Here is a 12,439-nt window from a genome sequence, read left to right on the forward strand (position 1 = left end):
AGGAGAAAGGAAGAAAAGGCAGTGAAAGTTTTTTTCTTAGGAACGGGTGCGGGTGTCCCTGCGAAAGCGAGAAATGTTACGAGTATCGCTTTAAAGCTTTTAGATGAAAGAAGAGCAATATGGTTGTTCGATTGTGGTGAAGCCACACAACATCAAATTTTACATACAACAATTAAGCCAAGAAGAATAGAAAAGGTTTTTATTACTCATCTTCATGGCGATCATATATATGGTTTGCCAGGATTTTTAGCTAGTCGTTCGCATCAAGGCGGCAAGGAAAAGCTAACAGTATATGGTCCCAAGGGAATAAAAGCATATATCGAAGTGTCTCTTTCGGTTAGTCAAACTTACTTGCAATACCCTCTTGAGATTATTGAAATAGACGAGGGGATTGTTTGTAGTGATGATCAATTCATTGTGACAGCAAAGAAACTGGACCATGGTATCCCATCTTTCGGTTATCGTGTCGTAGAGAAAGATCTGCCGGGCACTTTAATGGCTGATCAATTGATTGAAGATGGTGTAAAGCCAGGTCCTATCTTTAAAAGAATTAAAGAGGGTGAGACAGTTATTCTTGAGGATGGTCGCACAATTAATCCTAAAGATTATCTTGGACCACCACAAACGGGGAGAATCGTGACAATTTTAGGTGACACGCGTTTTTGTTCGGCGGCAATTGAATTAGCACGCAATGCAAATTTACTTGTTCATGAGGCAACCTTTGCGAATGGTGAGGAACAGCTCGCACATGATTATTACCATTCAACGATTGCGCAAGCAGCTGCTGTAGCCCAGCAAGCAGGCGTAGAACAATTATGTCTCACACATATCAGTTCACGCTATGAACGTAGTGAGTGGGCACAACTAGAAGAGCAGGCAAGGGCAGATTTCTCTGCAACGGTAATGGCTGAAGATTTTAAAGAAATAGATATCCGTCGGCAGCAGTAAATGGCGTTGCTTATCGTTTTTAAGCAAACGCGACAGTGGAACCTATTAAAACATAGTAGGAAGAAATGGCTGTTTCATTGTTATCTTAAAATTTTAAAAAATGGTTATTGACTTATAGCAAGGAATCGTACTATAATCACATTTATACTTTTAAAATTATATTTATAAAGCAATGAAGAGAAACTAGTAAACCTTATTTCCCTAGTAAAGAGAGTCAGCGGTTGGTGTGAGCTGAACTATAAATAAGATGAATTTCATTCTTGGAGCTTTTTCTTTACTGTCATGTTCGGCCGAAGACAGTAAGGACGGTCATCAATACCGTTATGAATTCGAGTGGAAAGTCGCAAGCTTTCAAAAAGGGTGGTACCGCGTGAGTCACACGTCCCTTTATGAGCTTTGCGGCTTTTTTGTTTTAAGTATCGTTAGAAGAGAATATAGATAAAAGACTTAAAGGAGGAAAAATCATGCAAAACGAACAATGGTCTTCTAAGCTCGGGTTTATTCTTGCTTCGGCAGGTTCAGCGATTGGCTTAGGAGCGATATGGAAACTCCCCTATACAGCAGGTGAAAGTGGTGGCGGCGCTTTTATTTTGTTATTTATTCTGTTCTCATTATTTATTGGTTTGCCGTTATTACTTGCTGAGTTTGTCATCGGGCGTAGCACGGGAAAAGAAGCAATTTCTGCGTATCGAACGATTGCCCCTCAATCAAAATGGCATTGGGTCGGCTACTTAGGTGTATTCACCTCATTCCTACTGCTTTCTTTTTATAGTGTTATCGGTGGTTGGGTAATTCAATATTTATATTATGGTGTCGCTAGTGATACAAGTGTAGGGATGTCTGGATATGAGAACTTGTTCAATGAGACGGTATCTAACCCTTATCTTTCTTTAGGTGCGCAGGCTCTGTTTTTAATTATAACCGTTGCCGTTGTTGCCAAGGGTGTACAGCAGGGAATTGAAAAAGTAAATAAAATCATGATGCCTGCACTATTTATATTGTTTGTGATCATTATTATTCGTTCGGTTACATTAGATGGTGCGTCAGCAGGAATTGAATTTTTCTTGAAACCGGATTTCTCTTTATTGAATTCTGAAAGCTTACTATATGCCATGGGTCAATCGTTCTTCTCTTTGAGTGTGGGGATTTCCGTGATGGTGACATATAGTTCGTACTTATCAAAGAAAGAAAGTTTGGTACAACCAGCACTTTCTGTTGTGGCAATGAATTTGTTTATTTCCATTCTAGCCGGCCTGGCGATTTTTCCTGCCGTCTTTTCATTAGGTTATGAGCCAACTGCTGGCCCTGGACTATTATTTATCGTACTACCAGCTGTATTTGATCAAATTATTTTCGGGAAAATATTTTTATTATTATTCTTGGCCTTGTTCTTATTTGCTACATTAACTTCTGCTTTTTCAATGTTGGAAATTGCCGTTGCTTCTGTCACGAAAGGTGCGACAAAAAATAGGACAAAAGTGGCTTGGTTATTCGGATTAGCGATATTTATTGTTGGTATTCCTTCTAATCTGTCTTATAGTGTTTTATCCGATATAACGATATTTGGGAAATCTATTTTTGATAGTGTCGACTTTTTAGTGAGCAATATTCTTCTACCTCTCGGTGCGCTGCTCATTGCTATATTCGTCTCCTATCGAATGAAAAAAGATTTATTAAAAAGCGAGATTGTGATGAATTCGACATCGCTTACGGGTCTATTTAACGTTTGGTTCTTTTTGATGAGATATGTGGTTCCGATTGTGATTGTGATCGTCTTTTTAGATTCTTCAGGTTTGTTTAATCTGTTTAAGTAAAATGATTAGAGACTAGGACATGTTTTTGGAATGATTTACTATCACTCATATGTTCTTAGTCTCTATACATAGTTTTACATGAATGAGTTTACATTTAAACTTTCATATTATTAGCAAAAATCTCACCAAGTTTCCTAGACTGTTCCGTCGCTGCTTTAATGCATTCTACAAAGGCTTCTTGTACCGCGTGTGCTTCAAGTACCTTTAATCCTGCCTCTGTTGTTCCTCCAGGGCTAGTGACCTCTTTTCGTAATTGTGCAGATTCTTTTGGCGATCTTTCAAGCATTTCTGCAGCACCCATTAAAGTTTGTATAATAAACTTTTTCGCTACCTCTTTTTCGAGTCCCATTTCCACTGCGCTTTTTTCCATCGCTTCAACTAGATAATAAATATAGGCTGGACCACTTCCAGATAATCCTGTAACAGCATCTAAGTCTTCTTCTTTTACGATGGTCGCTAAACCAACTGTTTCAAACATCCCTTTAACCGCTTGTGATTGTAAATTGTTTACATTACTATTCATGGCTAATGCACTGGCAGATTTACCAATTGTTGCTGAAGTATTAGGCATGGCACGAACAATAGCTAGGTTCGTTCCTACCATTTCTTCAATAGAAGTAATAGATACCCCTGCTAAGACGGAGACGATTAACATATCTTGTCGTAAATAAGCTTGAATGCTTTGAATCGCTTCTCCGACATCTTTTGGCTTCATAGCTAAGCAGACGATATTTACATGTGAGAGGATGTCTTTTATGTCATAAGATATGTTGACACCATAAGAGTGTTGTAGTTCATAGAGTTTCTCTTGATTGCATTTATTTGTTACCCATATATTATTTCCGCTTACCAACTTTTGCGTAATGATGCCAGATATTAGAGCTTCAGCCATCGAACCTGCGCCAATAAATGCGATTTTCATTTTTTTCCTCCTTGATAATGTTGATAAGGTTCTACTTGCAAACTCCGTCAAGGTCAATAAAAAAAGCCCCTTCATCCTGTAAAGGACGAAAGGACATGCTTCCGTGGTACCACCTTCATTTGTCATGTTCGCTGAGTTGAACAGACAATCTCGAATCCGTTAACGCCGGCTACGGTTAGTTTTGCTAACACTCATAAGGTAGGTTCGATGGACTAGTGGACGGTGAAGCTTTTCAGCCTAATTGAGCTTCACTCTCTTTTCGCCTTATGTGCATCTACTATTCTTATTCATCGCGTTAAATCATTAATTTATTGTGATTATGAGGGATAACAAGGGAAATTGTCAATAACATTCTCATAAGTTTTTAGAGATAATTTGTTAAAAGTTATGTGAAAATAATGACATTGTTGTGAAATAAAGCTAAGATTAAATATATATATGTTTAAAGATTTGATTGTTCTACACATATTTTATTTAAATATAATGATTGTTGGAGGGTATGAAAATGGCACAATGGATTAATGATATTGGTCGACTCGTGATTCCTACTCCTTTTCCTGTAGGTGATGTTAACCTTTATGTCATCAAAGGAGAGAAGCTAACCCTTATAGATGCTGGACCTAAAACAGAGGAAGCTTGGGAAGCGTTGCAGTCAGAACTGAATGAATTAGGCTTAACACTGTCAGATATTGAGCAAGTGATTCTTACTCATCATCATCCAGATCATGTTGGTCTGCTTGATTATTTTCCGGCGGATATGCAAATTATTGGTCATCCTTTAAATGAGCGATGGCTCAATCGGACAGAGGAATTCCTACAGCAAAATAATGATTTTTACCAACAGGTTCTCACCGAGTTTGGCTTGATTCAGTATTACGATAAAGTAATGACAAGACTGCATGGTGAGCTTGCCTATTTTTGTGATCGCTCATTAGCTCAAGAAATTTGTGAAGGAGACGAACCTCCAGGGTTAAAAGGATGGCGTGTCATTGAAACTCCGGGTCATGCACAAAGTCATATTGGTTTATTGCGAGAAAGTGATGGGGTTTATATTGGTGGCGACCATCTGTTGGCTCATATTTCTCCGAATCCGTTAATGGAGCCCCCTTTACCAGGCCAATCTGAGCGCCCAAAATCATTATTACAATATAATGAATCTCTTGATAAATTAAGCCGCTATCCGCTTGCGCTTGTATTGCCAGGTCATGGAGAAGTCTTCACAAATGTAAATGAAATCATTCCTCAACGAAAAAAAGCACAGCATGAACGTGCGATGAAGGTTAAGAAATGGCTCATGGAAGAATCAATGACGGTTTTTGATATATGCAAACGCCTATTTCCGAAAGCTTACAAAATGCAATTACCTCTTACGGTATCTGAAACAATCGGTCAGCTCGACTATTTGCTTGCAATTGGGGAAGTAAGTGAGTATAAGAAGAATGGCGTGTCTTTCTATAGTAGCCAAATGAGGTGATAAAATGGTAAAGGATTTACAAGGGAAGAACATTATTATTACAGGTGCATCAGGTGGGATAGGCGAAAAGATGGCAAGGCTTTGTGCGGAAAGAGGAGCCAATCTTGCTTTAGTGGCTAGAAGGACAGAAAAATTAGCTGCAATGAAAGAAGAGCTTGAGCAACGCTTTTCTGTTGATATTCATATTTTTTCTTTAGATGTCTCTGATCTTGTAAAGGTAGAGGAAGTTTTTCCATTCATTCTCGAACGATTTAAAGTAATCGATGTACTTGTGAATAATGCGGGATACGGCATTTTCACTTATGCGCATGATGCAAATATGAAAGAAGTAAAAAGCATGTTCGATGTGAATGTGCTAGGTTTGATTGCTTGTACACAGCAAGTTTTGCCGTCAATGTTAGCGACCAAAGGCGGTCATATTATTAATATTGCTTCACAAGCTGGGAAAATTGCTACGCCGAAATCAAGTACCTATTCGGCAACGAAACATGCGGTGTTAGGCTATTCTAATAGCTTACGGATGGAAGTTGCTCCTCAAGGTGTGTATATTACAACAGTGAATCCAGGCCCGATTGAGACGAATTTTTTTGATATAGCCGATAAAGAAGGCACATATGTGAAAAATGTTCAGCGGTATATGTTAAAGCCGGAGTATGTTGCGCGAAAAGTTGTGGATGTGATGTTAACGCCAACGAGAGAGGTAAATCTCCCTAGGTGGATGAATTTAGGAAGTAAAGTTTTTGCCATTGCTCCCCGATTATTCGAATGGGCTGGACGTGGTGCGTTTAATAAAAAATAATGTTTCAAGTTGAATGATTTGCATTGGGCTATTTTTATCTATATGGTGAAATCGTGAAGATATTTATAGAAAAAAGGTGATAGATATGAAAGCAAAATATGAACCGTTATTTGAATCCTATACATTTCCTAACGGCGTAACAGTTAAAAACCGACTTGCACTAGCACCGATGACACATTATTCTTCTAATGAAGATGGCTCCATTTCGGAAGAAGAATTAGTCTTTATCCAGGCACGTGCAAAGGATTTAGGTACAGTTATTACTGCTTGCGCCAATGTGACGCCAAATGGTAAAGCTTTTCCTGGTCAACCAGGTATTTACGATGACCAGTTTATTCCGGGTTTAAAAAGACTAGCGGAGACGATTCAACAACAAGGGGCAAAAGCGGTGATACAAATTCATCACGGCGGCATTTCATGTCCTACTGAACTTGTTCCAGATGGTGATGTCGTATCTGCTTCAGATATAGATCATGACAATCAAAAGGCTCGTGCCCTATCGGCAGGGGAAATTGAAGAAATCATCGAAGCCTTTGGAGAAGCTACAAGAAGAGCGATTGAAGCAGGTTTTGATGGAGTAGAAATTCATGGTGCAAACGGGTATTTAATACAGCAGTTTTATTCCCCGTATACGAATAAACGTGATGATGAATGGGGTGGATCTGTAGAAAATCGGATGAAGTTTCCATTGGCTGTTGCGGAAGCTTGCCAAAGGGCGATTGATAAGCATGCGAAGAGACCATTTATTTTTGGTTATCGCTTTTCACCTGAAGAGCCATCGACACCTGGTTTAACAATGACGGAAACTTTTCAACTAGTGGATGCCTTATCAAATCTTCCTTTCGATTATTTGCACATCTCTCTTATGCATGCACTATCTACTCCTCACCGCGGGGCGGATACAGAGCGCACAAGAATTGAACTGGTGAATGAAGTGATTAATGGTCGCGTTCCTTTAATGGCCGTTGGACAAGTGAATTCACCTGATGAAGCATTAGCCGTTAGAGAACGAAATATCCCACTTATTGCTTTAGGTAGAGAATTGTTAATTTCACCAAGATGGGCTGCATATATTCAAGAAGATCGTCTTGAGGAAATAGAATATGCCCTGAATTTAAAAGAAAGAGATAAATATGACATTCCGAACGGATTATGGGAAGCTATCCTCTCTAGAGAAGGTTGGGTCCCATTTAATCGCTAGGAATCATTAGAAAACATGAAACATGAGCAATTTCTTTGTTCATGTTTTTTTATGTCTTATTTTGGTTATAAAAGCGATTTGCTCGTGCAAGAATAGTGAAATTGCCAAAGATAGCGGCAAAAGAGGTTTTTTCGACTATCCATTAAACATTTCCGTTAAATAATAGGCACGTCAAATAACAGAGGGGAAAACTGGGAACTTTTTTGATTATTGATTTAGGTAAAATATCATAATATGTCGAATATTTATGCATGGGATAATGAAAGGGAGCAGCCTTCTACTTTACAAGAGTTTGTTTCACTTTTAGTCCATCTCAGCTAATGATAGAGCTATTCTTATTCAATCCCAGGTTTTGTCTAGTTAGTCGAATATAAGAAATTCGTCGTAAAATTTCCATTGAAAGAGAACGTATATTCGGTTAATATTATGGGTATAAATAAACAGAACATAAGTTCTTATTTTATGGTGAGAAGAGGCAATCTGATGGTTGATTATAGTGTCATGCCAAAACAACAAATTTTATGTATAGATATGAAGAGCTTCTATGCCAGTTGTTCAGCTGTTATGCGCGGATTAGATCCAATGGAATGTTATCTTGTAGTAGCGGGAAATCATGATCGTAAAGGCAGTGTCATTCTTGCTGCTTCACCGAGAATGAAGAAAGAATTTGGCATAAAAACAGGGTCGCGGCTATTTGAAGTCCCCAATGACCCGCGCATTATTATTGAAGAACCAAAGATGGCTACGTATTTACGTGTCTCCATGGAAATTACTCGTGTATTTCATCGCTATGTACCGAAAGAAGCCGTTCATACTTATAGTGTGGATGAAAGTTTTATTTGTATTGACGGAACAGAACATATATGGGGCGACGCCTATACGATTGCCCAAAAGATAAAAGATGATATCGAAAGGGAATTTCAGCTACCTTCATCTGTCGGGATTGGTCCCAATATGTTAATGGCAAAGCTTTGTCTTGATTTAGAAGCAAAGAAGGCCGGCATTGCTGAGTGGACTTATGAGCAGGTAGAGGAAAAACTTTGGCCGATTTCCCCATTAAGTCAAATGTGGGGTATAGGCAACAGAATGGAAAAAAATTTGAACAGCATGGGGATTTTTACGGTTGGCCAGCTTGCCCATTTTAATCTAACTACACTAGAAAAAAAGTTTGGTATTATGGGCAATCAGCTTTATTATCACGCATGGGGAATAGATTTGTCAGAAATCGGTGCTCCGATTTTACAAGGTCAAATTAGCTTTGGGAAAAGTCAAATCTTGCTTCGAGATTATACCGATAAAGAAGAAATCAAGCATGTTGTTTTAGAAATGTGTGAGGAGGTTGCAAGAAGGGCACGCACACATCGTAAGGCAGGGAGAACCGTTCATTTTGGGCTTGGCTATAGCAAGGATGAGTTTGGTGGTGGATTTTATCGTTCTCGGACAATGGAGGAGCCAACAAATGTAACCATGACTATTTATCATATTTGTTTAGCTTTATTAGATGAACATTATAACGGTAAAACGGTTCGTAAGATTACTATTTCTCTTGGTCAAATAACTGATGATCACGAGTATCAGCTTAGTTTATTTGATCAAAATGGCTTTAACAAGCGCAAGCTCGGCTATACCGTCGATCGCATTCGTGCCCGCTTCGGATCTGCTTCCTTATTGCGAGCGGTTTCTTATACCGACGCAGGTACAGCGAGACATAGAGCCACACTTGTCGGTGGCCATAAAAAATAGTAATGAGAAAGAAGGAATAAATGATGCTTCGTGATCGTGGGAATAAGAAATGGGTATCAATGATGCTACCGGAACATGTCAAGCTTTTAAGAGAGTATGATGAAAGCCACCATAAACAAACTAAGCCTCAGTTAGATGAACAACAATATGAACAGTTCGATGAGATGATTAGCGAGGCCATGGCGTTTCATACTTTGTTAACATTTACCTTGTTCCGTCGAGGAGAACAAGTAGCCATTTCCGGGCGCATTCATTATGTAGATACATTCAAACAATCGCTTCGAGTAGTAAAGGAAGATGACAGTATTGAGATCATTTTCCTACCAGAAATCATTCATATAGAAGAAAGTTAAGTTAACTCTCCTCCATATCAATCGCCAACACTCTGATCGTCAAAATAAGTAAGAGCGATATGTTTAAAAAACCGCACCGAAAATTGATGGAGATCAGTCGCAGCCTGAGAGAAATAACGTCCTTTATGCCAGGCGAGTCCAATATGACGTCGACAACGGGGAGCAGTAATCGGGATTTGCACGGTTTTCGGTAAATTCTCTTGTAATAATGATAACTGTGGGGTAAAAGAAATCCCTAAACCGAGCTCAATCAATCGTAAAATAGCCCCTGCTTCTTCTAATTCAATCGGAGTATGGGGAATGAAGCCTGCTTCAGAGCAAAACTGGTTCGTTAAATCTCTAAAATCATAACCCATCGGACGATTAATAAATACCTCGTTACATACTTCATTTAAATGAACAGAAGATCGGTGGGCGAGCTTGTGATCAGGTGGAACAGATAAAAAGATTTCCTCATCAAGTAAGGTCATCCACTCAATTTCTCTTCCTTCGATGGGCCTCATAGAAATACAAAAATCAATCTCTCCATCCTCTAATTGCTTTTTCATAGCTGCGGCTGAGCCAGTGTACTGTTTAATATGAACATTTGGATGCTCTTTCATGAACTCTCCAATAAAGAAGGGTAAGATATGTGGCAAGGCAATGGAAACAGAAGTGATACGTTGTTGTGTCGTTACCATTTCTTCTATTTCACGTTCACCTTCCTCCAATTCAAAAAATACACGATTGATTCTATTTAAGTATGAGCGACCAAAATCATTTAAGCGAATGGTTCGTCCTTGGCGATCGAAAAGAGATGCTCCCAAATCATGTTCAAGCCTTGCAATCATTTTACTCAATGCGGGTTGAGATACATGTAATTCATTCGCTGCTTTCGTGATGCTTTCTAAATGAGCTACTTTTTGGAAATAGCGTAACTGTAAAAGCTCCAAACTATACACCTCTTTCATAACTTCAAAGTTATAAAACATAGATAAATATGTATTATACGTTATTAAAAGCCTAATTTACAATAGTAAACGTAGGACAAAGGGATACGCACTTACTTATCCTAATTTAATTTACTTTCAAAGGGGAGACAGTGATGAGATTACAAAATAAAGTAGCTATTATTACAGGGGCAGCATCTGGTATGGGTAAAGCTGAAGCCCTACGTTTTGCTAGTGAAGGGGCGAAAGTAATTGTTGCCGACTTAAATATGGAAGGTGCTGAAGCAGTAGTAGCCGAAATAAAGGAAAACAATGGGGAAGCTTTAGCGGTAAAAGTCAATGTAACAGAACAAGCTGATTTAGAAAATATGGTAAAAGCAGCTATGGATAACTACGGTCAGATTGATATTGTCATCAATAATGCTGGTATTTTTGATAAATACACGAACAGTTTAGAAACAACAGAGCAACAATGGGATTTAATTTTTGATATTAACATGAAAGCCATTTATAAGACTACAAACCTTGTATTACCAAATATGATAGAGCGCGGTGAAGGAACAATTGTCAATATTGCTTCCATTGCAGGTCTTGTTGCGCAAATGGGTGGAGCCGCTTACACGGCATCAAAACATGCGGTAGTCGGTTATACGAAACATATTGCTGCGGTCTATGGATCAAAGGGGATCAAAATTAATGCGATTGCACCAGGAACAATCCGTACACCATTAACAGCAGACATGTTAAAAACACGTCCAACAAATAAAATACCGTTAGACCGTTTCGGTAATGACTATGAAGTAGCTGATCTAGCCGTATTTTTAGCATCAGATGAATCGAAATTTATGAACGGTGCAGTTGTACCAATTGATGGCGGCTACACAATCGTATAAAAGATTTAAAAAGATAGTCATTAAGCAGTAAAAGCTTAATGGCTATCTGTCTTTAAAGGTAAAAATGAAGCGATTGTTTGAAAAAGGGGGATAAACATGTCAACATCAAAGAAAGCACCAAATCGCTGGTTTATTTTCACTAGTGCATGGATTATAATTTTTCTCGTCGCCTCGATTGCGATTTTTAGCGTTTTTTCGGAACCGATGACAAATTTACATGGTTGGTCAAGTGCGGACTATAACTTAGCTTACTCATTGTACACTTTAATATTTGCCATTGTTGCCATATTTGCCGGCATGATTACTGACCGTTATGGGGTCAAGTGGCTGATGTATATTGGAGGATTACTCTTTGGATTAGGCTGGTTTTTAACTGCTTCAGTGACAACCATTCCTATGCTATATGTAGCCTTCAGCCTAATTGCTGGTAGTGGAGCAGGGATGATGTATAATTCGGCATTAGTCACAGCTATGCGCTGGTTCCCTGATAAGGGCGGAAAGATTTCAGGGTTACTATTATCAAGTGCAGCGATTGGTCCATTTATATTGTCTCCGATTGCAGCGATTATCATTGAACATTTTGGTGTGCTCGTATCATTCCGTATACTGGGGATCGTCTTTTTTATCGGTGTTTGGGCTGTGGGGTGGTTAATGTACACTGCACCAGCTAACTTCCGTCCTAAAGGGTGGACATCACCATTGGAAGAAGAACAAAGTCAAACGAAAAAGGCGACAATCCTCAATCTAAATTGGAAGCAAATGCTTGCTACTCCACTGTTTTATCTTTTATTTTTAACTTTAGTGGCAGCGAGTACGGCAGGAACAATGATGGTATCTTCTGCTTCTGTAATTGCTCAAGACCAAGTTGGATTAACAGCGACAGTTGGTGCAGTCATTGTCAGTATTAGCACATTATCGAACTTTGTTGGACGTTTAGCGTTTGGAGTCATTTATGATAAATTCGGTTCATATACTGCTCTAATAATTAATTTAGTGATGACGATTGCAGCATTATTACTATTAACGATGGCGACATCACTTGTGTACTTCACCATTTGTATCATTATTCTCGGTTTTGCGTTTGGTGGTTTACTTGTTGTGTTTCCGCCTTTAACTAGTCAGTCATTTGGTCCAAAGAATTTCGGAATGAACTATGCCATCGTTTTCCTTGGTTATTCTGGGGGAGCTTTCGTAGGTCCAAGAATCGCTTCCTACTTTAAGGAAACGACTGGAAGTTTCACAACCGCATATGTAGCTGCAGCAATCTTAACCGCTATCGGTATTGGGCTCGTCGGTTTAGTATTATTTTTAAATAAAAAGAACCAACAAGAAATCCTTTAGAAAGGGTAAGTGGTAACCACCT

General features: G+C 38.8%; 11 protein-coding genes and 1 other annotated feature. Of the genes, 9 read left to right on the forward strand and 2 right to left on the reverse strand.

Translation table 11 applies throughout. The annotated features are described in order from the left end of the window. The first annotated feature begins 21 nt into the window (after window positions 1–21). Window positions 22–948, forward strand: coding sequence for a ribonuclease Z (gene rnz, locus H9655_RS02915; protein WP_191810682.1), 927 nt, complete (start codon window positions 22–24; stop codon window positions 946–948). A gap of 163 nt (window positions 949–1,111) precedes the next feature. Beyond that, window positions 1,112–1,338: a binding site (T-box leader), on the forward strand. A 71-nt stretch (window positions 1,339–1,409) separates the two neighbouring features. After that, window positions 1,410–2,762: a sodium-dependent transporter gene (locus H9655_RS02920; protein WP_191811358.1), complete on the forward strand. Its 1,353-nt coding sequence runs from the start codon at window positions 1,410–1,412 to the stop codon at window positions 2,760–2,762. A 94-nt stretch (window positions 2,763–2,856) separates the two neighbouring features. Here H9655_RS02920 and proC read toward each other — a convergent pair whose 3' ends face one another. Beyond that, on the reverse strand, window positions 2,857–3,684 hold the full coding sequence (gene proC, locus H9655_RS02925; protein WP_191810684.1) for a pyrroline-5-carboxylate reductase: 828 nt from the start codon (window positions 3,682–3,684) through the stop codon (window positions 2,857–2,859). Window positions 3,685–4,189: 505 nt separating this feature from the next. Here proC and H9655_RS02930 point away from each other — a divergent pair. The 5 genes from H9655_RS02930 (at window position 4,190) to H9655_RS02950 (ending at window position 9,254) form a co-directional block, all read left to right on the forward strand. Further along, the gene (locus tag H9655_RS02930) at window positions 4,190–5,158 is read left to right on the forward strand and encodes an MBL fold metallo-hydrolase (RefSeq protein WP_191810686.1); all 969 of its coding nucleotides are present in this window, start codon (window positions 4,190–4,192) and stop codon (window positions 5,156–5,158) included. A 4-nt stretch (window positions 5,159–5,162) separates the two neighbouring features. Beyond that, complete coding sequence (locus H9655_RS02935; RefSeq protein WP_191810688.1) at window positions 5,163–5,957, forward strand: SDR family NAD(P)-dependent oxidoreductase; 795 nt, start codon at window positions 5,163–5,165, stop codon at window positions 5,955–5,957. Between the two features lie 85 nt (window positions 5,958–6,042). Then, entirely contained in the window at window positions 6,043–7,158 is a 1,116-nt protein-coding gene (locus H9655_RS02940) for an NADH-dependent flavin oxidoreductase (protein ID WP_191810690.1), read from the forward strand. Window positions 7,159–7,641: 483 nt separating this feature from the next. Continuing rightward, a complete protein-coding gene (locus tag H9655_RS02945) occupies window positions 7,642–8,901 on the forward strand; it encodes a Y-family DNA polymerase (RefSeq protein ID WP_191810692.1) in 1,260 nt (419 codons plus the stop codon). Between the two features lie 23 nt (window positions 8,902–8,924). Beyond that, window positions 8,925–9,254 (forward strand): YolD-like family protein, encoded by a 330-nt coding sequence (locus H9655_RS02950; protein WP_191810693.1) that lies wholly within the window; start codon window positions 8,925–8,927, stop codon window positions 9,252–9,254. Window positions 9,255–9,271: 17 nt separating this feature from the next. On the opposite strand, the gene H9655_RS02955 is transcribed toward H9655_RS02950, so the two are convergent. Next, window positions 9,272–10,186 (reverse strand): LysR family transcriptional regulator, encoded by a 915-nt coding sequence (locus H9655_RS02955; RefSeq protein ID WP_191810696.1) that lies wholly within the window; start codon window positions 10,184–10,186, stop codon window positions 9,272–9,274. 152 nt (window positions 10,187–10,338) lie between these two features. On the opposite strand from H9655_RS02955, the gene H9655_RS02960 reads away from it, so the two are divergent. Continuing rightward, on the forward strand, window positions 10,339–11,076 hold the full coding sequence (locus H9655_RS02960; RefSeq protein ID WP_191810698.1) for an SDR family NAD(P)-dependent oxidoreductase: 738 nt from the start codon (window positions 10,339–10,341) through the stop codon (window positions 11,074–11,076). 96 nt (window positions 11,077–11,172) lie between these two features. Beyond that, window positions 11,173–12,417, forward strand: a complete 1,245-nt coding sequence (locus H9655_RS02965) for an L-lactate MFS transporter (RefSeq protein ID WP_191810700.1) — start codon at window positions 11,173–11,175, stop codon at window positions 12,415–12,417. Window positions 12,418–12,439: the final 22 nt, after the last annotated feature.

This window comes from Cytobacillus stercorigallinarum (genome assembly GCF_014836495.1).
Classification (GTDB): domain Bacteria; phylum Bacillota; class Bacilli; order Bacillales; family Cytobacillaceae; genus Cytobacillus; species Cytobacillus stercorigallinarum.

Excerpts from the sequence above, each read along its gene's own strand:
- H9655_RS02935 (WP_191810688.1), top strand. The coding sequence starts at position 5,163 with ATGGTAAAGGATTTACAAGGGAAGAACATTATTATTACAGGTGCATCA.
- proC (WP_191810684.1), bottom strand. The coding sequence starts at position 3,684 with ATGAAAATCGCATTTATTGGCGCAGGTTCGATGGCTGAAGCTCTAATA.
- H9655_RS02965 (WP_191810700.1), top strand. The coding sequence starts at position 11,173 with ATGTCAACATCAAAGAAAGCACCAAATCGCTGGTTTATTTTCACTAGT.
- H9655_RS02950 (WP_191810693.1), top strand. The coding sequence starts at position 8,925 with ATGCTTCGTGATCGTGGGAATAAGAAATGGGTATCAATGATGCTACCG.
- H9655_RS02930 (WP_191810686.1), top strand. The coding sequence starts at position 4,190 with ATGGCACAATGGATTAATGATATTGGTCGACTCGTGATTCCTACTCCT.
- H9655_RS02945 (WP_191810692.1), top strand. The coding sequence starts at position 7,642 with ATGGTTGATTATAGTGTCATGCCAAAACAACAAATTTTATGTATAGAT.
- H9655_RS02940 (WP_191810690.1), top strand. The coding sequence starts at position 6,043 with ATGAAAGCAAAATATGAACCGTTATTTGAATCCTATACATTTCCTAAC.
- H9655_RS02960 (WP_191810698.1), top strand. The coding sequence starts at position 10,339 with ATGAGATTACAAAATAAAGTAGCTATTATTACAGGGGCAGCATCTGGT.